This is a genomic window from Parazoarcus sp. PS-13 R2A (genome assembly GCF_057621855.1).
In genome coordinates this window covers 67,191-89,931 of sequence record NZ_JBYEXN010000005.1, presented here as the reverse complement: position 1 = coordinate 89,931, position 22,741 = coordinate 67,191, and the positions used below count along the sequence as shown (strand labels likewise).

Annotated in this window: 20 protein-coding genes and 2 tRNA genes; 14 read left to right on the top strand and 8 right to left on the bottom strand. The window is 61.6% G+C overall.

Annotated elements, in window-relative coordinates; genetic code table 11:
* Positions 1-72: 72 nt before the first annotated feature.
* Together AC22G6_RS07005 and AC22G6_RS07000 are read left to right on the top strand one after the other, a co-directional pair.
* Positions 73-2,490: a Lon protease family protein gene (locus AC22G6_RS07005; protein WP_487366172.1), complete on the top strand. Its 2,418-nt coding sequence runs from the start codon at positions 73-75 to the stop codon at positions 2,488-2,490.
* Positions 2,491-2,712: 222 nt separating this feature from the next.
* Positions 2,713-3,192 carry a hypothetical protein gene (locus tag AC22G6_RS07000; RefSeq protein WP_487366171.1) on the top strand — a complete coding sequence of 160 codons (480 nt, stop codon included), beginning with the start codon at positions 2,713-2,715 and terminating at the stop codon, positions 3,190-3,192.
* Between the two features lie 63 nt (positions 3,193-3,255).
* Here AC22G6_RS07000 and AC22G6_RS06995 read toward each other — a convergent pair whose 3' ends face one another.
* Together AC22G6_RS06995 and AC22G6_RS06990 are read right to left on the bottom strand one after the other, a co-directional pair.
* Positions 3,256-3,954 carry a haloacid dehalogenase type II gene (locus AC22G6_RS06995; protein WP_487366170.1) on the bottom strand — a complete coding sequence of 233 codons (699 nt, stop codon included), beginning with the start codon at positions 3,952-3,954 and terminating at the stop codon, positions 3,256-3,258.
* 276 nt (positions 3,955-4,230) lie between these two features.
* Positions 4,231-5,166: a LysR substrate-binding domain-containing protein gene (locus AC22G6_RS06990; protein ID WP_487366263.1), complete on the bottom strand. Its 936-nt coding sequence runs from the start codon at positions 5,164-5,166 to the stop codon at positions 4,231-4,233.
* Positions 5,167-5,269: 103 nt separating this feature from the next.
* Here AC22G6_RS06990 and AC22G6_RS06985 point away from each other — a divergent pair, with 103 nt between their 5' ends.
* The 3 genes from AC22G6_RS06985 (at position 5,270) to dkgB (ending at position 8,393) form a co-directional block, all read left to right on the top strand.
* A complete protein-coding gene (locus tag AC22G6_RS06985; protein ID WP_108974831.1) occupies positions 5,270-6,472 on the top strand; it encodes an MFS transporter in 1,203 nt (400 codons plus the stop codon).
* Positions 6,473-6,568: 96 nt separating this feature from the next.
* Positions 6,569-7,516, top strand: a complete 948-nt coding sequence (locus tag AC22G6_RS06980; RefSeq protein ID WP_487366169.1) for a TIGR03571 family LLM class oxidoreductase — start codon at positions 6,569-6,571, stop codon at positions 7,514-7,516.
* Between the two features lie 73 nt (positions 7,517-7,589).
* Positions 7,590-8,393, top strand: coding sequence for a 2,5-didehydrogluconate reductase DkgB (gene dkgB / locus AC22G6_RS06975; protein WP_487366168.1), 804 nt, complete (start codon positions 7,590-7,592; stop codon positions 8,391-8,393).
* Between the two features lie 456 nt (positions 8,394-8,849).
* Here the strand turns inward: dkgB and AC22G6_RS06970 are convergent.
* The 3 genes from AC22G6_RS06970 to AC22G6_RS06960 form a co-directional block, all read right to left on the bottom strand.
* Positions 8,850-8,925 (bottom strand) — tRNA-Asn (locus AC22G6_RS06970).
* 78 nt (positions 8,926-9,003) lie between these two features.
* A tRNA-Asn gene (locus tag AC22G6_RS06965) sits at positions 9,004-9,079 on the bottom strand.
* Positions 9,080-9,160: 81 nt separating this feature from the next.
* Positions 9,161-10,366: an amino acid aminotransferase gene (locus AC22G6_RS06960; RefSeq protein WP_108948196.1), complete on the bottom strand. Its 1,206-nt coding sequence runs from the start codon at positions 10,364-10,366 to the stop codon at positions 9,161-9,163.
* A 144-nt stretch (positions 10,367-10,510) separates the two neighbouring features.
* On the opposite strand from AC22G6_RS06960, the gene uvrB reads away from it, so the two are divergent.
* Together uvrB and AC22G6_RS06950 are read left to right on the top strand one after the other, a co-directional pair.
* Complete coding sequence (gene uvrB / locus AC22G6_RS06955; RefSeq protein ID WP_487366167.1) at positions 10,511-12,583, top strand: excinuclease ABC subunit UvrB; 2,073 nt, start codon at positions 10,511-10,513, stop codon at positions 12,581-12,583.
* A 9-nt stretch (positions 12,584-12,592) separates the two neighbouring features.
* Complete coding sequence (locus tag AC22G6_RS06950; RefSeq protein ID WP_487366166.1) at positions 12,593-13,063, top strand: low molecular weight protein-tyrosine-phosphatase; 471 nt, start codon at positions 12,593-12,595, stop codon at positions 13,061-13,063.
* Positions 13,064-13,165: 102 nt separating this feature from the next.
* On the opposite strand, the gene AC22G6_RS06945 is transcribed toward AC22G6_RS06950, so the two are convergent.
* Positions 13,166-16,168: an Rne/Rng family ribonuclease gene (locus AC22G6_RS06945; protein ID WP_487366165.1), complete on the bottom strand. Its 3,003-nt coding sequence runs from the start codon at positions 16,166-16,168 to the stop codon at positions 13,166-13,168.
* A 414-nt stretch (positions 16,169-16,582) separates the two neighbouring features.
* Here AC22G6_RS06945 and AC22G6_RS06940 point away from each other — a divergent pair, with 414 nt between their 5' ends.
* Genes AC22G6_RS06940 through AC22G6_RS06930 form a run of 3 tightly spaced genes read left to right on the top strand, consistent with a single transcriptional unit; the run spans position 16,583 to position 18,538 of the window.
* Complete coding sequence (locus AC22G6_RS06940) at positions 16,583-17,542, top strand: RluA family pseudouridine synthase (RefSeq protein ID WP_487366164.1); 960 nt, start codon at positions 16,583-16,585, stop codon at positions 17,540-17,542.
* Positions 17,535-18,191, top strand: coding sequence for an HAD family hydrolase (locus AC22G6_RS06935; protein WP_487366163.1), 657 nt, complete (start codon positions 17,535-17,537; stop codon positions 18,189-18,191). Before AC22G6_RS06940 ends, AC22G6_RS06935 begins: the two co-directional genes overlap by 8 nt.
* The gene (locus tag AC22G6_RS06930) at positions 18,170-18,538 is read left to right on the top strand and encodes a Rieske (2Fe-2S) protein (RefSeq protein ID WP_487366162.1); all 369 of its coding nucleotides are present in this window, start codon (positions 18,170-18,172) and stop codon (positions 18,536-18,538) included. Before AC22G6_RS06935 ends, AC22G6_RS06930 begins: the two co-directional genes overlap by 22 nt.
* 21 nt (positions 18,539-18,559) lie before the next feature.
* Here the strand turns inward: AC22G6_RS06930 and AC22G6_RS06925 are convergent, their stop codons facing one another.
* A complete protein-coding gene (locus tag AC22G6_RS06925; protein WP_487366161.1) occupies positions 18,560-19,288 on the bottom strand; it encodes an SAM-dependent methyltransferase in 729 nt (242 codons plus the stop codon).
* Positions 19,285-19,860: a Maf family protein gene (locus AC22G6_RS06920; protein ID WP_487366160.1), complete on the bottom strand. Its 576-nt coding sequence runs from the start codon at positions 19,858-19,860 to the stop codon at positions 19,285-19,287. Before AC22G6_RS06920 ends, AC22G6_RS06925 begins: the two co-directional genes overlap by 4 nt.
* An 85-nt stretch (positions 19,861-19,945) precedes the next feature.
* On the opposite strand from AC22G6_RS06920, the gene AC22G6_RS06915 reads away from it, so the two are divergent.
* The 4 genes from AC22G6_RS06915 (at position 19,946) to AC22G6_RS06900 (ending at position 22,739) form a co-directional block, all read left to right on the top strand.
* The gene (locus AC22G6_RS06915; protein ID WP_108948204.1) at positions 19,946-20,452 is read left to right on the top strand and encodes a YceD family protein; all 507 of its coding nucleotides are present in this window, start codon (positions 19,946-19,948) and stop codon (positions 20,450-20,452) included.
* A gap of 37 nt (positions 20,453-20,489) precedes the next feature.
* On the top strand, positions 20,490-20,669 hold the full coding sequence (gene rpmF, locus AC22G6_RS06910) for a 50S ribosomal protein L32 (RefSeq protein ID WP_108948205.1): 180 nt from the start codon (positions 20,490-20,492) through the stop codon (positions 20,667-20,669).
* A gap of 91 nt (positions 20,670-20,760) precedes the next feature.
* Positions 20,761-21,777 carry a phosphate acyltransferase PlsX gene (gene plsX / locus AC22G6_RS06905; RefSeq protein ID WP_487366159.1) on the top strand — a complete coding sequence of 339 codons (1,017 nt, stop codon included), beginning with the start codon at positions 20,761-20,763 and terminating at the stop codon, positions 21,775-21,777.
* The gene (locus AC22G6_RS06900) at positions 21,774-22,739 is read left to right on the top strand and encodes a beta-ketoacyl-ACP synthase III (protein WP_487366158.1); all 966 of its coding nucleotides are present in this window, start codon (positions 21,774-21,776) and stop codon (positions 22,737-22,739) included. Before plsX ends, AC22G6_RS06900 begins: the two co-directional genes overlap by 4 nt.
* Positions 22,740-22,741 lie beyond the last annotated feature (2 nt).

Below are 22,741 nucleotides of genomic sequence, written 5' to 3'. Positions count from 1 at the left end.
GTAAAGATGTAGGGTGCCCGGTCGTCGCGATCGGGCCAGTCACCTTCGTTTCGGCTTCCGGAGAACAAGAACATGGCCGATATTGCGCCTCTGTCCGCTGCCCAGCTGCGGGCCTGCTGCAGCCCCGATCAATTCTCCTTCGAGACCACCGCCACGCTCGATGACCATCCCGGCGATCTGGGACAGGCCCGGGCGATGGAGGCGCTTCAGTTCGGGCTCTCGATGGGGCATACCGATTATCACGTCTTCGTCCTGGGTGAAGCCGGCAGTGGCAAGCATGCCACCACCTTTCGCCTCCTGCGCGAGCGCGCGGCGACGGAGCCTGTGCCACCGGATCTGTGCTACCTCCACAATTTTGACGAACCGCTCCATCCGCGCCTGTTGACCTTGCCCGCCGGGCGGGGCACGGCCCTCAGGGCGGAGATGCAGACCTTCATCCGCGACCTGGGTCCCGCGATCGAGGGCGCGCTTGGCAGCGACCCTCATACCGAGCGTATCGAGGCCTTGCAGGCAGCGCACAAGAGCCGCGAGGACACGGCCTTGCGCGAGCTTGGGCAACAGTGCAATGCGGAAGGCATCTCGCTGCTGCAGACACCGGACGGTTTCGTGTTTGCGCCCTCGGCCGAAGAGGGGGTGATGGCCCCCGAAGTGTTCGACGCCATGCCCGATAGCGAACGCGAGGCCATCGAGTCGCGCGTCGCTGAATGGAGCGACCGGCTTGAGGATCTCCTCAATGAATTCCCCGGCTGGCGCAAGAGCCTGCGCGAGGCGCTGGTCCGGGCGGAAAACGAAGCCCTGACGCCTGCAGTATCGCACCTGATGCGCGACATGCGGGCGCGTCATGCCGACTTGCCGGAGGTGCTCGCCTTCTTCGATGCAGTGGTCAAGGATGTGCTCGACTACGCGGTGGATGGCATCGTCCTAGATGAGGACGACGATGACGCGGATACGGACGACAGCGGTCGCTTCAGCCGCTACCAGGTCAAGCTGCTGGTCGATCACTCCGCGTCGACGGGTGCGCCGATCGTGTTCGAGAACAATCCGGGCTATGGGAACCTGATCGGCCGCGTCGAACACGTCGTGCAGCAAGGGGCGCAGGTCAGTCACTTCAATCTGATCCGGGCTGGTGCGCTGCACCGGGCGAACGGCGGCTACCTCGTCGTGGACGCCGAGCGTCTGCTGACCCAGCCCTTTGCGTGGGAAGGACTCAAGCGCACCCTGCGCTCGAGCGAGATCCGCATCGAGCCACCTGCCGAGGCGCAGGGCTGGAGTGGATCGCTCACGCTCGAACCGCAAGCTGTGCCGTGTGGGCTGAAAGTGGTGATGATCGGCGACCGCGATCTGTACTACACCCTGATGGAGCACGACCCCGACTTCGCTGAGCTGTTCAAGGTTGCTGCGGACTTTGACGACGACCTGCCGCGCTCGCCGGAAAACGAGCAACAGTACGCCCGCCTTCTGGCGATGCTCGCGCGCAGTGCCAAGCTCTTGCCGCTGCATCGCAGCGCCGTTGCGCGCCTGGTGGAGGAGGGGGCCCGCATTGCCGAAGATGCGGCGCGGCTGTCCCTGCAGACCCGCCTTCTCGCCGACCTGATGCGCGAGGCGGATCACTTTGCCCGACTCGCTCAATGCGAGCGCGTCGAGCGCGGTCATATCGAGGCTGCGCTTGCAGCCCGGGCACGGCGAAGCAACCGCTATCCGACGCGCGTCAGGGAGGCCATGCTTGATGGCACCACACTGATTGCCACCAGCGGCACCCGGGCGGGCCAGATCAACGGTCTCGTGGTGATCGAACTCGCCGGCGAGCGTTTCGGACATCCGATGAGAATCTCGGCAACGGTTCGGCTCGGTGAAGGTGATGTGGTCGATATCGAACGCGAAGCCGAACTGGGGGGCGCCATCCACTCCAAGGGCGTGCTGATCCTTTCCGCCTTCCTCGCGGCCCGCTATGCGCGCCATCAGCCCCTGTCGCTGTCTGCCAGCCTGGTGTTCGAGCAATCGTATGCGCCGGTCGAGGGCGATTCCGCTTCCCTGGCCGAGTTGTGCGCCCTGCTGTCATCGCTTACCCAGTTGCCGATCGAGCAGCGCCTTGCGATTACCGGCTCGGTGAACCAGTTCGGTGAGGTCCAGGTGATCGGCGGCGTAAATGAAAAGATCGAAGGTTTCTTCGATCTGTGCTCCGCGCGAGGGCTCGATGGCACTCAGGGCGTGGTGATTCCAGCGGTCAGCGTGCGTCACCTGATGCTTCGCGAGGACGTGGTCGAGGCTGCCCGTGAGGGCCGTTTCCACATCTACCCCGTAAGCACGGTCGACGAGGCAATGGAAGTGCTCACCGGCGTTTCTGCAGGCGAGCCGGATTCCAAGGGCGTGATGCCGCGCGGTTCGCTCAATCACAAGGTTGCCAGCGTGCTTGCGGACATGACGGCCGCCCGCCATGCCTACGCCGATGGTGACGGCGACGGACGTCGCCGGCGCCGCGGCACGCACTGACGGGACGTGCCCCGGTCGGAGAGATCGGGGCACAATCGGCGGTGCCCGTAGTGTGAGGCCAGGCAGGAGCTGAAAACGGCGCCAAGTCACGTCGTGGCGCGCCGTGCGCGCAGCGCGCGGGGTGCGAACAAGCCCGTGTGCGCCGGGTAAAGCGTGCTTGCCAGGCCCGAGTAAGGCATCATGGCGCGCTTCGATTGCTTAACCGGCGCAAAAGGCGTTTCCATGTACCCGATTCTTGATATTGACGCCCAGTTGTTGCTGGCCACCCTGTTTGCTGCAAAAAGAAAGCCGACCGAACTGGTCGGGATCGTGACCGCAGCCGAGTTGCTCGACTGCCCGATCAACTCCACCAACCTGTGGGCGGAGTCCTTTCGCCGCCTTGCCACGCACGGCCTGATCATTGCGGACGGCGAGCTCTACGCGCTGACCCCGGCGGCCCAGGCGATGGCAGAAGGTCTGCCGAAGAAGGCCGATATCTCGGAGCGTGTGTTCCTGGTCCGGGAGAAGCTTTCCGCCTATACGCCCGCCGAGAAGAGCCCCTCGATCCCCATGACCGGGGCGCAGTTCGACGAGGCGATTCGCGCTCACAAGGCCATTACGCGGCAGAGCGGCAAGAACCTGCTGATGCCGAAACCCAAGCTGGACGATGATCAGCGCCGTCCTGCACGCAGACCCTTCGGTGCCGGTCGACGCCGGACCTGAGGCTCACGGCTTCGTCGTCAGATGCGGCGCCCTTCAGCGGCTGCATGGGTTGGATCTTCAAGCTCAGGCGGACTTCCAGCGCAGAACAATCTGATCTGCGAGTTCAGTCAGCTCAGACGCAACAAGATCAGGCGCCGGAACCTCTGCCGCGGGCAGGATTGCATTATGCGGACGCGTAATGAGTGCCCCGCGCCAACCGGCGGCCTGGGCGCCAATCGTATCCCACAGGTGACAGGCAACGAGGCACAGCGCCGAGGTGTCTGCACCCAGTTCCGACGCGACCAGCTGGTAGGTTTCCGGGGCCGGCTTGAACTTTCTGACCGACTCGACGCTGAACGAACGCTCGAAGAATGGCGCAATCCCAGCGCGCTCAAGCGGGGTGGGCGACGATGCGCTTGCCGAGTTCGTCAGCGTTACCAGCCGGAAGCCCGCATCGCGCAGCCGCGTGAGCGCAGGCGCGACGTCCGGATGGGCCGGCATCTCATTCATTCTCGTCTTGAGTTCGCTGATGTCGGCGTCGGCAAGCGTCATGCCACGGGTGGTCGCCACCATGCGTAGGCTGCCCACTGCGAGCGCCCCGAAGGGGGTGTAGAGCCCCGAAAGCGTCATCGTCTGTGAGTACAGGATCAGTTGTGCAAACCACTCCCGCAGAACGAACGCGTCACCAAAGACACGTTCGAAAAGGGGCTCGAGCGTCGTGATGTCGAGAAGGGTTTCGTTTACGTCGAATACGATGATTGAAACCGACAAGTCCTTGTCCATGGAGCATCCTTTCTCGAAGCGCCTGCTGTCTTGTCTGTGCCTTGATGGCACGACCTGGACCGACAGGCCTGGTGAGCACGAAAGTTCATTCTAGTCCCGTACGCCACCGGGTGTGCCTGATCAGCCGTCAAGTCATGTCGCGGCAAAAGAGGCGGATCGCACAGCGGCCAAGACCGCAGCCTGCCACGCGCGCGGTGGAGGAGTGCGTGGGAGATTGAAGGATCTCGCAGTGGCTCTGCCCGATTGCCAGCGTTCCACCCTTGTACGTTGAATGTATTACGAAGCGGCAAATGATCGCTTGCTCGCTTCATCGCATCCGCCCGCACCCGAACCCCAATGCTCGCTCAAATAGCTCACAAATGTGGAAATCCGGGCCGACAGCGCCGTGTTCCGGTAGTACACGGCGTTGATCGGCTGGCGCACTTCCAGCGTTCGGGTCGAGAACAACTGCACCAAGCGTCCTTCGGTTCGGTCCCGATGGGTCATGAAGTCCGCCAAACAGACGATTCCTGCGCCCTCAAGTGCCAGCTGGCGCAGGGTTTCACCGCTGGAGGCTGCAATGGTGGGGGTGATACGCAGCGGCAGGTCGTCCTGTGCGGGTAACGGCCATTCATTGAGTGCAGCCGGCTGTGTGAAGCCCAGCAGGACATGTTGAGCGAGGTCGCCGGTGCTGCGCGGCCGACCGTGCTGTTCGAGATAGGAAGGCGCTGCCAGCACGCGCAGACGGCAGCTGCCGATAGGCCGTGCATGCAGCGTTGAATCCTTGAGCCTTCCGATGCGGATGGCAACGTCGGTGCGCTGCTCCAGCAGGTCGATCAAGCCTTCGTTGCTGGTTAGCTCCAGGGTCACTTCCGGATAGCGCTCACGGTAGCCGGAAATCAACGGAACAACACCGTGGAGCATGAAAGGCGTGGCGGCATCTACACGCAGGCGTCCAGCCGGCCGTTCGCGGCGGATCGAAAGATCTTCTTCGGCGCCCTCGACGCAGGCAATGATCTCTCTCGCACGGTCGAGAAAAATGGTGCCTTCCTCGGTCAGCTCCAGACGTCGCGTGGTGCGGCGAAGGAGTGTCGTGTTCAGCTTGTGCTCCAGCCGCCCCAGGGTTCGGCTGACCGCCGATACGGTCAGCCCCAGATGGTCGGCCGCACGCGACAGCGCACCCGCATCGACCACCGCGATCAAAGTCCGCATTTCATCCAGGGTTGTCTTCATTGTTGATATAACCGCAAATATGTTTTCAATACTATGGACTTTATAGCATAAGTGATTTGACCCACCATCGCATCCTTTCAACGCTCAACACAAGGATGCAAGCATGCCAATCGCGCTATTCGCGCTGACTATCAGCGCTTTTGCCATCGGGACGACAGAGTTCGTCATCGTTGGCCTGATCCCGACCATCGCGGCTGACTTGTCCGTCAGCCTGCCGTCAGCCGGGCTTCTCGTCAGCCTCTATGCGCTCGGCGTCGCCGTCGGTGCTCCGGTGCTCACCGCCTTGACGGGCAAGGTGCCACGCAAGGCGCTGCTTCTCGCCCTGATGGCACTGTTCACGGCGGGCAACCTGGTCGCCTGGCAATCACCAGGTTACGAGTCCCTGATCGTGGCGCGCATCCTGACCGGACTGGCCCACGGCGTCTTCTTCTCGATCGGGTCGATCATCGCGGCGAGCGTGGTGCCCAAGGAAAAGGCCGCAAGTGCCATCGCGATCATGTTCACTGGCCTGACTGTGGCCTTGGTGACGGGTGTGCCGATGGGCACGTTCATCGGTCAGCACTTTGGCTGGCGTGCCACGTTTCTCGCCGTCGCAGCCCTGGGTGTGATCGCGTTCATGGGAAGCCTGATCTTCGTCCCCAGGAACGTACCGCACAGCAAGCCGGCTACGCTTCGTCAGCAGATCGGCGTGCTGGCGCAGCCCCGGTTACTCCTCGTCTACGCGATGACCGCCGTGGGCTACGGCGGTTCGTTCATCGCCTTCACGTTCCTGGCTCCGATTCTTGAGCAGATAACGGGTTATTCAGCCAGCGCGGTTGGCGGGGTCATGCTGGCTTATGGCGTCTCGGTTGCGGCTGGCAATCTGTGGGGCGGCAAACTTGCAGATCGGAGCGGGCCGATCCCGGCGCTGAAACTCATTTTCCTGTTGCTCGCTGTCGTGCTGGCAGTTCTGAGCATCACCGCTCCGAATCGCTGGTTGATGCTTGTCACCGTACTGGCGTGGGGTGGTGTTGCCTTCGGCAATGTGCCGGGTCTTCAAGTCTATGTGGTCAAGCAGGCGCAACGCTTTGCTCCGCAGGCCGTGGATGTGGCTTCGGGCCTGAACATCGCAGCCTTCAACGTCGGCATTGCGGCTGGCGCCTGGGTGGGCGGCTTGATCGTGACCCACGTTGGCCTGATCCACACTGCATGGGTTGGCGCGCTGGTGGTACTCGTCGCATTGTTCCTGACAGTTTGGGCCGGGAGGCTGGATCGGCGCGATGCAGAGATCGAACTGTCGGCCGGTATTGCGCCAGTCACGCCGTGAGGGGGCAGCAGGCACTGGCTGAGTTACCAAGAAGGAGTTTGAAGGGCAGGTGTCATGCACTGACTTGCCCAAATTGATCTGACCTGTGAGAGCAACATGATGCACGTGAACGCACTTGAAAGATTGACAACGGAAGGCTTCAGCGTCGGTGTCGAGTTGCCGCTTGATAGCGATTGGTCAATAGCGGGCGAACAGCTCCGAGGTGGGGCGGGCCGTCCATTCGGCGTTCCGGATGTTTCGCTCCACGCTGACCTGGCCAAGCTGGCGGACCGCCTGGGCTTCCGTGCACTGTGGGTACGAGACGTGCCCGTGTATGACCCGAGCTTCGGTGATGCGGCCCAGGTGTTCGAGTTATTCACCTACCTTGGATACCTTGCAGCCGCAACCGAGCGCATCCTGCTCGGAACCGCCGCCGTGGTCCTCCCAATCCGTGAACCGATCTTGACCATGAAGTCCGCAGCCAGCGTGGAATACCTCAGCAACGGCCGATTGATTCTGGGCGTAGCCAGCGGTGATCGCCCGGTCGAGTACCCTCTGTTCGGGCGGGACTTTGAAACTCGTGGCGCGGTCTTTCGCGAGCAAGTGGCAATGCTTCGGCAGTGGCACTGCACGAAACTGCCAGATGGCGTCGAGGTCTTGCCGCGCCCGCAGGCGCCGTTGCCATTGCTCGTGGCTGGTCTGGCACAGCAGGCACCTGATTGGGTGGGGCAGCACATGGACGGGTGGCTAGCCTATCCGGGCACGCCCGAAGACCACGCGCGCCGAGTTGGCATGTGGCGCAAGGTCGCTGGTGATAAACCTTACCTCAGCTTCATTCACCTCGACTTGACTGAAGATCCCGGTGCCTTGGCGCAGCGTCACCGCTTTGGCATGCGCGTGGGTCGCAATGGACTGATCGAGGAACTGCACGCCATGCGTGCGGCAGGTGTCCAGCATATCGGGCTTCAGTTTCGGCGAAACCAGCGGCCTCTGAAAGAGACCTTGCAGGAAATCGGTGAGTTTGTGCTGCCTTGTTTTCATGCAGAGCCCATTGCGCAGCCGTAACGGGCATTACCTGATCCTTGTGCGTACGTGCGTTGCCATGTCGCATTTTCCCTAACGTAACGGAGTTCCAACCATGTCCATCCCTCATTTCGGCGTCGGCACCTTTCGACTCAAAGGTCAAACCGCCATCGACTCGGTGAAATCTGCGCTGGAGGTCGGCTACCGTGCAGTCGATACTGCCCAGATCTACGATAACGAGGCCGAAGTCGGCAAAGCCATCGCGGAGTCGGGTGTTCCGCGAGACGAACTGTTCATCACGACCAAGATCTGGATCGACAACCTGTCAGCCCATAAGCTCATACCGAGCCTGCAAGCCAGCCTGCAGAAGCTGCGCACCGATCACGTCGATCTGACCTTGATTCATTGGCCCTCACCGGGCGGGGCCGTGCCGCTCGCCGAATCGCTGCAAGCCCTCCTCGAAGCGCGTGCGCAGGGCATAACCCGCCACATCGGCGTGTCCAACTTCAATACTGCACTGCTGGGAGAGGCAATCGCAGCCATTGGGCGCGAGAATATCGCCACCAATCAGGTGGAAATCAGTCCCTATTTGCAGAACCGCAAGCTGACGGCATTCGCCCGCAAACAGCGCATTCACCTGACCTCGTACATGACGCTTGCCTATGGCAAGGCGGTGCAAGACCCGTTGCTGCGACAGATTGCGCACAAACACGGTGCAACGCCGGCGCAGGTGGCCTTGGCATGGGCGTCGCAGCAAGGTTTTTCGGTTATACCGTCCTCGACCAAGCGGGCCAATCTCGAAAGCAACCTCAGGGCAGGCACAGTGTGCCTCGATGAAGAGGATCTTGCCGCTATCGCCACCCTGGACTGCAACGAGCGGCTCGCCAACCCCGAAGGAATCGCACCGCAGTGGGATTGACCAGATCCCTTCGGTTTCTCATGAACGAAACGAACAGCGTGTAGCGGGGCTCGGAAAACAGGGCCGGATTTTCGACTGCGATTGAACGCTTGCTGTCGGATCACCGGCGTATGCGAACGCATGGCCCGCTGCATTCCGTTCCTGCGTGAGTGAGGACTGGCAAGGTCAGCGCAGGGCCTGTTGGGGCACGTGCCGATTGAACTGGTCGAAAAACCGTACGAGCGCGGACTGACGCTAAAACAGGCTGGCTGCGCAAACTGAATGGCCCCGGGTCTTCTGAACATCTTCGTTGCGTCACAGGTTGAGGCTGCGGGATGTCTGGAGGCTCCGGGGCAATTTACCTCGCTCGGTCGCCGAACGAAGGAAGGCGTAGCCATCTGGGCAATCCTGATGCTGACTTCGCATCCCGTGAACGCAAAAATGCCACCCCGAAGGATGGCATTTTCACTTTGCTTCTGGCTCCTCGACCTGGGCTCGAACCAGGGACCTACGGATTAACAGTCCGGCGCTCTACCAACTGAGCTATCGAGGAATAAACTCTCGCTGCAACGTTCTTTTGGGGTTTCCCCTGCGGCTGCAAAAACTGCCTGCAACCGCTCCTGAATTCTTCTGGCTCCTCGACCTGGGCTCGAACCAGGGACCTACGGATTAACAGTCCGGCGCTCTACCAACTGAGCTATCGAGGAACAGAGGCGCGCATTGTAGGCTGCGCCTTCTGGTTCGTCAAGAAATAAACTGCATTTTTTTATGCAGTTCGTCTCTCTTTCTTACTTCACGACTGCGGCGATGGCCTTGGCGACGTAGCCGATGTTCTTCGTGTTCAGTGCGGCCAGGCAGATACGACCGGTCGACACGGCGTAGATGCCGAAGTCGGTCTTGAGTTGCTCGACCTGTGCAGCGGTCAGCCCGGTATAGGAGAACATGCCGCGCTGCTTGATGACGAAGGAGAAGTCCTGTGCCACACCAGCCGCCTTGAGCTGTTCTACCAGACTGGTACGCATGTCACGGATGCGGTCACGCATGCCGGCCAGTTCATCTTCCCACTGCTGACGCAGCTCGGGGGAGTTGAGCACCGCTGCAACCACGGCGCCACCATGGATCGGCGGGTTGGAGTAGTTGGTGCGGATGACGCGCTTGACCTGGGACAGCACGCGGGCGCTTTCTTCCTTGGCGGCAGTGATGATCGACAGTGCGCCCACACGCTCGCCGTAGAGCGAGAAGCTCTTGGAGAAGGAGCTGGAGACAAAGAACTGCAGCCCGCTGGCGGAGAAGGCGCGCACAGCGACGGCGTCGGCTTCGATGCCGTCGGCGAAGCCCTGGTAGGCCATATCGAGGAAGGGGATCAGTCCGCGGCTGCGGCAGGCGTCAACCACATCGTTCCACTGGGCGTCGGAGAGATCGGCGCCGGTCGGGTTGTGGCAGCAGGCGTGCAGGATGATGATCGAACCGGCGGGCAGGCTGTTGAGCTTGGCCTTCATGCCTTCGAAATTCACGCCGCGGGTGGCTGCGTCGTAGTACGGATAGGTTTCGACCGGGAAGCCGGCGGATTCGAACAGGGCGCGGTGGTTTTCCCAGCTCGGGTCCGAAATGTACACCGTTGCACCCGGCTGCAGACGCTTCAGGTAGTCGGCGCCGACCTTGAGCGCGCCCGTGCCGCCAAGGGCCTCGATGGTCACGACCTGGCCGTTGGCGATGAGTTGCGAGTCCTTGCCGAGCAGCAGGTTCTGAACTGCAGTGTTGTAGGTGGCTGCGCCTTCGATGGGCTGATAGCCGCGCGGCGGCATCGCTTCCAGGCGGGTTTTTTCGGCCGCGCGAACGGCACCCAGCAGCGGAATCTTGCCGTTGTCGTCGTAATACACGCCGACGCCGAGGTTTACCTTCTCAGCACGCGTATCGGCATTGAAGGCCTCGTTGAGACCGAGGATCGGGTCGCGGGGTGCCATTTCGACGGCGGCGAAGATCGATGCAGACATGTTAGCTCCAGTAGCACTTGCGGTTCACGCCCGTCCGGCAGGGAAACTGGCCGTGCCTTGACGCGCGTTTTGGGAAATAATCGTCGTTTGCCCTAGCAGATGCCTCAAGTTCGGGCGTCAGCTGAAACAATCGGAAATTCTAGCATGCAGAGTTCAGACGGTAGCGCCTCAGCGAGCACAACAGACGTTGTCACCTTCGAAGGCAGTCCGTTTCGTCTGCACCGGCCTTTTCCGCCTGCAGGCGATCAGCCGCTCGCGATTGCGAAACTGGTAGAGGGAGTCGAGGACGGGCTGATGTACCAGACCCTCCTCGGGGTGACCGGCTCCGGCAAGACCTACACCATGGCCAACGTCATCGCGCAGATGGGGCGCCCGGCACTGGTGCTCGCGCCCAACAAGACGCTTGCTGCGCAGCTCTATGCGGAGTTTCGCGAGTTTCTTCCCGAGAACGCGGTGGAGTATTTCGTCAGCTACTACGATTACTACCAGCCGGAAGCCTATGTGCCGTCGCGCGACCTGTTCATCGAGAAGGATTCGTCGATCAACGAGCACATCGAACAGATGCGTCTGTCGGCCACGAAAAGCCTGATGGAAAGACGCGATGTGGTTATCGTGGCCACCGTGTCCTGCATCTACGGTATCGGCGACCCGGTCGACTATCACGCGATGATTCTGCACCTGCGCGAGGGTGAGAAGGTCGGTCAGCGTGACCTGATTCAGCGGCTGGTGGCCATGCAGTACACGCGCTCCGATATCGATTTCCGTCGTGGCACCTTTCGCGTGCGGGGTGATGTGATCGACGTGTTCCCGTCCGAAAACGCCGAGTTGGCAATCCGCATCGAACTGTTCGACGACGAGGTCGAGCATCTGACCCTGTTTGATCCCCTTACAGGGCACCTGAAGCAGAAGCTCGGGCGTTTTACCGTCTACCCCTCGAGCCACTATGTCACGCCGCGTGAAACGGTGCTGAAGGCGATCGAAGCCATCAGGGATGAGCTCAAGCTTCGCGTCGAGCAGTTCTATGGCGAGAATCAGCTGGTCGAAGCGCAGCGCATCGAGCAGCGCACCCGTTTCGATCTGGAGATGCTGAACGAAATGGGCTTCTGCAAGGGCATCGAGAACTATTCGCGCCACCTTTCCGGACGCAGCCCGGGCGAGCCGCCGCCGACCCTGATCGACTATCTGCCGCAGGACGCACTGATGTTCATCGATGAGTCGCATGTGTCGATCGGACAGGTAGGGGGAATGTACAAGGGCGATCGCTCGCGCAAGGAGAATCTGGTCAATTACGGCTTCAGGCTGCCGTCGGCGCTGGATAACCGTCCGCTCAAGTTCGACGAGTTCGAACGTCTGATGCCGCAGACGATTTTCGTCTCAGCCACGCCTGCCGCGTACGAAGCGGAACACCAGGGGCAGGTGGTGGAGCAGGTCGTGCGCCCAACCGGCCTCATCGACCCGGTGGTCGAGGTTCGTCCGGCCACCACCCAGGTCGACGACCTGCTCAGTCAGATCAAGGCCCGCGTCGCCGTGGGTGAGCGGGTGCTGGTGACCGTGCTGACCAAGCGCATGGCCGAGGATCTCACCGACTACCTCAATGAGAACAGCGTCCGCGTGCGATATCTGCACTCGGATATCGATACCGTCGAGCGCGTCGAGATCATTCGCGATCTGCGCCTGGGCGAGTTTGATGTGCTGGTAGGGATCAACCTTCTGCGTGAAGGCCTGGACATTCCCGAGGTGTCGCTCGTGACCATCCTCGACGCGGACAAGGAGGGCTTCCTCCGCTCCGAACGTTCCCTGATCCAGACCATAGGCCGCGCTGCCCGTCATATCCATGGCACGGCCATCCTCTACGCCGACCGGGTCACACGTTCGATGCAGCTCGCGATCGATGAAACCGAGCGCCGGCGGACGAAGCAGATTGCCTTCAACGAGGCAAATGGTATCGTTCCCAAAACCGTCACCAAGCGGATCAAGGACATCATCGACGGGGTCTATTCCGTGGACGATGAGAAAAGGGCTTCGGTTGCAGCCGAAGCGAGGGCTGACTATGCGCTGATGGACGAAAAGGCGCTGGCCCGGACAATCAAGAAGCTGGAAAAAGAGATGCAGGAGCACGCTCGCAACCTGGAGTTCGAGAAGGCGGCTGCGGCTCGGGATGAACTGTTCCGCTTGAGGGAGCGGGCGTTTGGTGCTGATCAGCACGGAAACACCTAAAGGGAGAGCATGAAGCGAATTCTTTTTGTATGTTCAGGAAACATCTGCCGTTCGCCCACAGCCGAGGGAATTGCCAGACACTTCATCGAAACATCCGGGCTCGAGTCCGACTTCGAGGTCGACTCGGCGGGCACGCAGGGCTACCACGCGGGCGAGGCGCCGGACCCGCGCGCGATGAAAGCTGCAGCGCAGCGCGGCTACGATCTCTCGGCCCTGCGAGCGCGCAAACTCGAGATCACCGATTTCCAGCAATTCGATCTGCTGCTGGCAATGGACAGAGGGCATCTCGACTACATGGCGCGCAACTGCCCTGAGGTGTATCAGCCAAAGCTTGCGCTGTTTCTCGAATTTGCACCCGAGCTGGGGGAGGAGGAGGTGCCCGACCCGTACTATGGCGGCGTGAACGGCTTCGAGTTCGTTCTTGATCTGTGTGAGAAAGGCGTCGAACGACTGCTGACTGGCTCGCTGGACAGGCGTTGAGCGCCCTGATTTCTTAGGTTCATAACGAAAAAATGGCCGCCAGGGGATTCCCCTGACGGCCATTTCTGCATCATGCCGCCCGATCGGGCGGCATTGGCGTGCTTACTTCTGCGTTTCTACCTGCTGCAAGGGCTCTTCGACGATGACGACTGGAGCCCTGGGCTTGCGGCCGAGCTGCTGCGGCGCTTCCGGTGCGCCGTTGCCGAAGCTGACCTTCTTGTCCTGACTGGTTTCGATCATGACCAGGCCAGCGTCTTCGAGTACGCCTGCAAGGTCGATCGGTCCCAGCGCTGCAGGTGCCTGTGCCGACGCACTTGCTGCAACCGGAGCAGCTTCCTCGACGACAGCCGGGGACTCGACTTCGGTCGCCGTGACGAGGGCTTCAGCTTCGACGACAGCCGGTGCTGCTTCCGGCTCGACGACAGCCGGTGCAACTTCTGCAACAACCGCTTCGATTGCCTCAGGGGCTGCCGGCGAGGCTGCTTCCACTGCTGCAGCGGCATCCTCTACGGACGCTTCGACAGCGGCGGGGGCCTCAATCTCGGTCCTTGCCGGTTCGACAGCGGTCTCTTGTGCTTCGACCGGGCTGGCGACTTCGACGACCGGCTCAGCTGCAGCCGTCACGATCGCAGGCGTCTCAACTTCAGCAGAAGCAGCAGCGGGGGCTGCCTCGGTTGCAACTGCGCGCACGGGCATTGGTGCCGGCTCGGCGTTGACCTGGACTTCGACCGGGCTTGCTGTTTCCGAAACCGCGACCGGCAGTTCTGCAGCCGCACTTTCAGCGCCTGCATCGCTCATCGTGGCCGCGGTAGCAGCCACAGCGGCGACAGCTGCGGTCGAGCTGTCAGAAGCGGCGCTGTCGCTGTCGGCAGTTGCCTGCTGATCGACCGTCTCCTGGTTCTCACCCGTGCGGCGGTCACGACGTCCCCTGCTGCGACGACGGCGCTTCTCGGGTACGCCTTCTTCGCCTGCCGGCGCGGTGGTTACGACCGCTTCTGCGACACCTGCCGCGACGATGGCTGCGTTATCGGCCATCTGCTCGGTGCTCGCTTCTGCTGCCTTCGCGTTGTCGTCCTGACGCGGCTGACGCTGACGACCACGACCGCGGCTGCGGCCGCCTTCTTCAGAGCGTTCGCCACGTTCGGTGCGCTCGCCACGTTCCTGACGTTCCTGCGCCTGACGCTGAGGCTTCTCGCGCTCAGTGCTCTCTGCCTTCTCGGCACGTGCACCATTGCGCGCGTTGCCGCCTTCACCCTCGGTGCGCTCACCGCGCTGGCCGTCACGACGTCCGTTGCGCCCGCCGCGGCGTTCGCCACCGCGCTCGCCACGACCACGCGATTCGCGCTTCGGCGTCGTTTCAGTGACAGGTGCCGGTGCGGGTGCCGGGGTCGGCTCGCCGGTCAGCCAGCCGAGGAAGCGTGCAATCAATCCCTTGGCGGGTGCGGCAGCAGCTGCGACGGGGGCGGCTTCAGCACGCGGTGCGATGACCGGTGCAGGTTGCGAGGGCGAAATGCCCTTCACGGCAGCTTCCTGACGCGCAGGCTTGTCGCCTTCCTTGGCGGGCATGCCGATTTCGGCTTCGGTCGGCTGGTGCACCATCTGGTAGCTGGCCAGCGCGATGTCTTCCTGGTTGAGCTGGTCGTGGCGCAGGCGGACGATTTCGTGTGCCGGCGTTTCCATGTGCCGGTTCGGCACAATGATCAGCTGAACCTTGTGGCGATACTCGATGCGTGCGATATCGACCCGCTTCTCGTTGAGCAGGAAGGTGGCGACATCGACCGGCACCTGCAGGTGCACTGCGCCGGTATTGTCCTTCATCGCCTCTTCTTCGAGGATGCGGACGATGTGCAGCGCCGACGACTCGGTGCTGCGGATGTGTCCGGTGCCATTGCAGCGCGGGCAGGTAATGTAGCTGGTCTCGGCAAGCGCCGGGCGCAGGCGCTGACGCGACAGTTCGAGCAGGCCGAAACGACTGATCTTGCCGGTCTGAACGCGGGCGCGGTCGTGGCGCAGGGCGTCGCGCAGGCGATTCTCGACTTCGCGCTGGTTCTTCTGCGACTCCATGTCGATGAAGTCGATGACGATCAGGCCGCCGAGGTCGCGCAGACGGAGCTGACGCGCGATTTCGTCTGCCGCTTCGAGGTTGGTGCGGAACGCGGTTTCCTCGATGTCGGCACCCTTGGTTGCACGACCCGAGTTGACGTCGATCGAGACCAGCGCTTCGGTGTGGTCGATCACCACGGCACCGCCGGACGGCAGGCCGACCTGACGCGAGTAGGCCGATTCGATCTGGTGTTCGATCTGGAAACGGGAGAACAGCGGAACGTCGTCGTTGTAACGCTTGATCCGGTTCACATTGCCCGGCATCACGTGAGCCATGAACTGGTGGGCCTGTTCATGGATCTCGTCGGTGTCGATCAGGATTTCGCCGATATCGGGCTGGAAGTAGTCGCGGATGGCGCGAATCACCAGACTGCCTTCCTGATAGATCAGGAACGCGCCGGTCTGTCCCTGGGCTGCGCCTTCGATGGCGGTCCACAGTTGCAGAAGGTAGTTGAGGTCCCACTGCAGTTCTTCGGCGCCACGGCCAATGGCGGCGGTGCGGGCAATCAGGCTCATGCCGGTGGGCACTTCGAGCTGATCCATGACCTCGCGCAACTCGGCACGCTCGTCACCCTCGACGCGGCGCGATACGCCACCGCCACGGGGGTTGTTCGGCATCAGCACGAGGTAACGGCCGGCCAGCGAGATGTAGGTGGTGAGGGCTGCGCCCTTGTTGCCGCGCTCGTCCTTCTCGACCTGAACAATCAGCTCCTGGCCTTCGCGCAGGGCTTCCTTGATGCTGGCCTTGCTGGCGTCAACGCCGGGCTGAAAATAGGAACGCGAGATTTCCTTGAAGGGCAGGAAGCCGTGCCGCTCAGCGCCATAATCAACAAAGGCGGCCTCGAGGCTGGGCTCGAGGCGAGTGATGACCGCCTTGTAGATATTGCTCTTGCGTTCTTCCTTGTTGGCCGATTCGATGTCGAGGTCGATCAGTTTCTGACCGTCAACGATCGCGACGCGCAGTTCTTCTGCCTGCGTCGCATTAAAGAGCATTCGCTTCATTTTGGATCGTTCTCCCGCGCAATGCACACGGGCAGGACGAACGGCGCGCACCATCGCGCTTTCCGGGGTCAGGAGCAGTTGGGTAGGGCTACTTTCATCCGGTGGTCAATATTGGCTGTGATGGGTCGGCTGGTCGATACTCTCTTGAATCTGTCTGCCAGTGTCCTTGGATCAGCAGACAAATGCATTTGATCCTGCGTATGTGTTGCGCGTCTAAATCCAACCGCAAGGCTGGATGGGTGTGTCGAAGTTTGTCGATTGCGTTACCATCGGCGCCTTTTTGGGCTTCGTGTGGCACGCTTCGGTTTTCCGGGAGCGCTTGTGCGGGCTCATCGTCGTTCATCCTCAACCGCCTCGTGGCGCGAGGGGATGCCGACCGCAACCGGAATCAACCGCAGGGAAGTATATTTCAGGATGACGACTCAAGGCAAAGCGATTGCGGTTCGGCACGAAAGGATTGATGAGGCTGCCGCTGGCCAGCGCATCGATAACTACCTGTTGCGTATCGCAAAGGGCGTGCCGAAAAGCCATGTTTACCGCATTTTGCGCAGCGGAGAGGTGCGGGTGAATGGTGGGCGGGTGCAGCAGACCTACCGCCTGGTGGAGGGTGACGAAGTGCGCATTCCACCGATGCGAATCTCCGAATCGACGCGCTCCGTTCCGCCTCCCGCAGGCAAGGCGCTGCCGGTTGTGTACGAAGACGACGCGCTTCTTGTCATCGACAAGCCTTCAGGCAAGGCAGTTCATGGCGGCAGTGGCATCAGCCACGGCGTGATCGAGCAATTGCGCGTGCAGCGCCCGGAGCTGAAGATGCTCGAGCTTGCGCACCGCCTCGACCGCGAAACATCAGGACTGCTGATCGTCGCCAAGAAGCGCTCGGCGCTGACTGCGCTGCATGACATGATGCGCGAAGGCGCAATGGAAAAGCGCTATCTGACCCTGGTGCCCGGACGCTGGATCAACCCGGTTCAGCACGTCAAGGCGCCGCTCTACAAATTCCTGACTCCGGAAGGAGAGCGGCGGGTCCGGGTCAGCCCCGATGGCAAACCGTCGCACAGCATCGTCCGCCTGGTGCGGCGCTGGAAGCGTTTCAGTCTGCTTGAGGTCGAACTCAAGACGGGCAGGACGCATCAGATTCGCGTCCATCTTGCGCATCTCGGCTTTCAGTTGTGCGGTGATGACAAGTACGGCGACTTCGCACTGAACAAGGCGCTTGAAGGCGAGGGCTTGAAGCGGATGTTCCTGCATGCTGCCAAGCTGAGTTTCATTCATCCGCTTACGGGTGAGCAACTTGTGCTCGAGGCGGCGCTGCCGCCGGAATTGCAGCAATTCATTGATCGACTGGATGCACTGGAGCCCGAAAAGAATGGCTGAACGCTTTGATCTTGTTGTGTTTGACTGGGATGGCACCGTCCTGGACTCGGCGTCGGCGATTGTGCAATCGATCGTGGCTGCCTGCAGGGACCTTGGCTTGCCCGAGCCCACCGAAGAGCGTGCGCGCTACGTCATTGGTCTCGGCCTTGGCGATGCGCTGCGACATGCGGTGCCCGAACTGGCTGAAGAGCAGTATCCGCGGATGGTTGAACGTTATCGTCACCACTACCTCGCTGCCGATCAGGAGCTGACGCTGTTTCCAGGGGTGGCGGGTACGATCGAGTGGCTGGTGGGGCAGGGGCGCTATCTCGCGGTTGCGACTGGCAAGAGTCGCAATGGACTGAATCGCGCACTGGCCCATTCCGGCCTCGGCAAGTTCTTTCACAGCACGCGTTGTGCTGACGAATGCTTCTCGAAGCCTCATCCCGCGATGCTCGAGCAGTTGATGGAAGAGCTGGGCGTCGGTCCCGAGCGCACCCTGATGATCGGTGACACGACGCACGACCTGCAAATGGCGAAGAATGCCGGCGTGGCGGGTCTGGCCGTCAGCTTCGGCGCGCATCCTGTCGAGGCTTTGCGCGCCGAATCGCCGCTTGCCTGTGTCGATACGCCGCGCGAGCTCGATGCATGGTTACGGAAAAACATCTGATCTGCAGCGCTGACGCGCTGGTCGACGGCGGTGACGGGGTTCGCTTCGCGGTGCCGGGGTCGGGATATCTGGCCGGCCCTGCCTTCGTTGTTCGGTATGGCGGCAAGGTGTATGCCTACCTCAACCGCTGCGCGCATGTCCCGGTTCAGCTCGACTGGATGGAAGGCAAGTTTTTCGACCTGACGCATCATCTGCTGGTGTGCGCCGTGCATGGCGCACACTACGATCCACGCGACGGGCGTTGTGTGATGGGCCCTTGCAGGGGCGCTTCGCTGCATGCACTCAGAGTTGTGGAGGAGGATGGTCTGATCTACCTCCTCGCTGACACCGGATCAACGCAAACCTGAGCTGGGGCTGGGCTCGCGCCTTCAGGCTGCGCCCGCAAGCAGCAGAAACAGCGCCGGGCGCTTGGCGATGTATGGGCGCTCCGCCTTGCGCCACGCGCCGATGGAGCGCGTTACCAGATACTCGTTCGCGGTGCTCAGGTCGCAGGCAATGCAGAGTCTCGTTTCGCCACCGCACACCTTGAGCAGGGCGTCGAGCATGCGGTCGTTGCGATAAGGCGTCTCAATGAAGATCTGCGTGCGCCCCAGTCGTCGCGATTCCTCTTCGAGCGCACGAAGATGAACGTCGCGTTCGTTTTCCTGGACGGGCAGGTAGCCATGAAAGGCGAAGCTCTGACCGTTGAGGCCTGAGCCCATCAGTCCAAGCAGAATGGAGGAGGGGCCAACCATCGGTGCAACCCGGATTCCGAGTGCGTGCGCGCGTGCAACCAGTCTGGCGCCCGGGTCGGCGACGGCGGGGCAGCCGGCATCCGACATCAGTCCGACATCGCGGCCTTCGAGTGCGGGCCTGAGCAATGCGTCGAGCGCTGCGTTGTCGGCCTTCTCCGGCAGTTCCTTGATGTCCGTGTCGCGCAGGACGCCGGGAAAGTCGAGCTGCTTCAGATGGGCGCGGGCAGCACGCGCGTTTTCAACGACGAAGTGCTGAAGTCGGGCGGCGCACTGCTGCACGTCTGCCGGGAGAAACGATGGCCAGGCGGCATCGCCCAGGCTGACGGGGACAAGAAAAAGGGTTCCGCGAGCAGGTGTATTCATGGCAACAGCACACCTTCGGCACGCAGCATGCGCGACAGTGCGATCAGCGGAAGTCCGATCAGAGCAGTCGGATCATCACCCGCAAGGGCATCGAGCAAGGTGATGCCAAGACCTTCGGATTTCGCGCTGCCGGCGCAATCGAGCGGCATTTCGGCGTCGATGTAGCGACGGATCTCGTCATCGCCCAGGGTGCGAAAGCGGACACGGGTGACCACGCCTTCGCATTGCACTCGCTTGGTGTCGGCGTTGATGAGGGCGACGGCGGTGTGAAAAATGACCTCGTGACCGCTCATGCGCGTGAGCTGGGCGATCGCACGCTCGGCCGTACCTGGTTTGCCGAAGATCTCGGTGCCCATGTAGGCAACCTGGTCGCTGCCAATCACGAGCGCGTGCTCCAGTGTTTCGGCAATCGCGCGTGCCTTGTCGATCGCAAGGCGTTCGGCGAGTGCTGCCGGTGGCTCGCCCGGGTGAGCTGTTTCGTCGGTTTCGGGGCGTGCCGTTTCGAACGGGAGCTGAAAACGCTCGAGGAGTTGCTTGCGATAAGGGGAGGTCGATGCGAGGACGATCTTCATGAATTCTTGATTGTGCGATGTTTTCGCCGCAAAGCGTGGATGGGCTTTGACAGCAAGCGGGAAAAAATAATATCATGCGCGGCTTATGTCCAACCAAGACGCAAAACTCGGGCACATCCCGGATGTATTCAAGTTCGCGTACGAACAGCGCAGGCTGTCCGGCGAGGTGAAGGTTGCCGCTTTCGAGCGGCTCGCTGACCTGCTGACGGATCAGTCCGGCGTGATTCGCTACAAGCTTGAAGGTGACGTGGATGCGATGCGCAAGCCCCGGCTTACGCTGACAATCGACGGCAGTCTGATGTTGCGCTGTCAGCGATGTCTCGGTGGGCTTGGTTGGGATCTGTCGGTACGCAATGCGTTGCAACCGGTTCGCTCGGGTCAGGAAATTCCCGAGGAAGAGCTGGAAGACGACGAGGTGGATGCAATCGAGATCGATGGTGATCTTGATGTGCTCTCGCTTCTCGAGGACGAGATTCTTCTCGCCCTGCCGCTTGCGCCCCGGCATGATGAATGTGGAACGCTTCGCCCTGAGGGCGGGGCAGTAAAGGAATCGCCTTTTTCCGTGCTGTCAGGCCTGCGGGCTAAAAACTAGTTCGGATCAGGTAACGTTTTTGTATTAGGAGTTTTTCATGGCTGTCCAGCAGAACAAGAAGTCCCCGTCCAAGCGTGGCATGCATCGTGCGCACGATTTCCTGACCGCGCCGGCTCTGGCTGTTGAAGCCACGACGGGTGAGGTTCATCTGCGTCACCACATCAGCCCGAACGGTTTCTACCGCGGCAAGAAGGTTGCCAAGGCCAAGGGCGAATAAGTCCGCGTCCTGAAATACAGGAGGCGGCGCAAGGCGCATTGCGCCTGCGCCGCCTTTTTTATCCTCATATCCTGAATCACGCGAGAAGCCGATGGGTGTCACCGTTGCAATCGACTGCATGGGTGGCGATCACGGCCCGGTCGTGACCGTGCCTGCTGCGCTGTCATTTCTGCGCAGCCATCCTGCCGTTAACGCGATCCTGGTTGGGCGCGAAGATGTGCTGGCGCCGCTGCTTGGCGACGCGCTGGCCGGCCTCGGTTCCCGGGTCCGTGTTCACCATGCGTCCGAAGTTGTCGGAATGGATGAGCCGCCTGCAATTGCCATGCGCAATAAAAAGGACTCGTCCATGCGCGTTGCTGTTGATCTGGTGAAAGCCGGCGAGGCAGCCGCAGCGATTTCGGCAGGCAATACGGGTGCGCTGATGGCGATTTCCCGTTTCGTGCTGAAGACCCTTCCCGGTATTGACCGCCCGGCGATCTGCTCCATCCTGCCAGCAGTGAAAGGGCACACCTACGTGCTCGACCTCGGCGCGAACGTGGACTGCACAGCCGAGCACCTCCTCCAGTTCGGCATCATGGGCTCGATGCTGGTGGCCGCGGTCGATCACATCGAACGTCCGAAGGTGGGTTTGCTCAACATCGGCGAAGAGGCGATCAAAGGCAACGAAATCGTCAAGCAGGCCGGCGAACTCCTGCGCGGCAGCGGACTGAACTTCTGCGGCAACGTCGAAGGGAACGACATCTACATGGGCTCGGCGGACGTCGTGGTCTGTGATGGCTTTGTCGGCAACGTCGCGCTCAAAACCTCCGAAGGACTGGCCCAGATGCTGTCCACCTTTCTGCGTGAGGCCTTCGGTCGCAATATTTTCACCAAACTGATGGCGCTTGTTGCGCTGCCGGTGCTCAAGCAGTTCAAGCACCGGGTCGATCACAGACGCTACAACGGAGCCGTGCTGCTTGGTTTGCGTGGGGTCGTCGTGAAGAGTCACGGCTCCGCCGATGGTTTCGCCTTTGAGCAGGCCATCGCACGGGCGGCAGATGCGGCGGGGAATCAGCTGATCGAACGGATCAGCAGCAAAATGGCGAGCATGAGCGAGGCTGCAGCATGATCTATGCAAGGATTGCGGGCACCGGAAGCTATCTTCCCGGCGAACCGGTCAGCAACGACGATCTCGTACGACGCGGGATTGATACGTCGGACGAGTGGGTGATGACGCGAACCGGTATCCGCTCGCGCCATCTTGCTACTGCCGATGTCGGTTCCAGCGATCTCGCACTGATTGCATCCGAACGTGCGATCGAAGCCGCGGGCTGCGAGGCTGACGAGATTGATCTCGTCATCGTTGCGACCTCGACGCCCGACTACATTTTTCCAAGCACTGCAGCACTGCTGCAATCGAAGCTCGGTATCCGCAACGGCGGCCCGGCGTTCGACGTGCAGGCCGTATGCAGCGGTTTCGTGTATGCACTGACGGTGGCAGAGAAGTTCATTCGCTCCGGAAGTCACAAGCGTGCGCTGGTTGTCGGCGCCGAGGTCTTCTCCCGCATTCTGGACTGGTCCGATCGTGGTACTTGCGTACTGTTCGGGGATGGCGCGGGCGCGGTCGTGCTCGAGGCATCCGAACAGCCCGGCATTGTGGCCTCTGCGCTTCACGCCGATGGCAGCCATCACCCAATTCTCTGTGTGCCCGGTGGCGTTGCCTCGGGACAGGTGATTGGCGACCCCTTCCTGCGCATGGATGGTCAGGCGGTATTCAAGTTTGCGGTCAAGGTGCTCGGTGATGTCGCACACGAAGTGCTCGACATGGCTGGCGCCGAGGTTGCAAGCGTTGACTGGCTGATTCCTCATCAGGCAAATATCCGGATCATCCAATCGACCGCCAAGCGTCTCGGCATTTCGATGGACAAGGTGATCACGACGGTCGAGCAGCACGGAAACACCTCTGCCGCGTCGATTCCGCTTGCGCTCGATCTTGCCGTGCGCGACGGACGCATCCAGCGCGGGCATCGGGTTGTCATCGAAGGCGTGGGCGGCGGCTTCACCTGGGGCGCAGCCCTGATCGATTTCTGAGT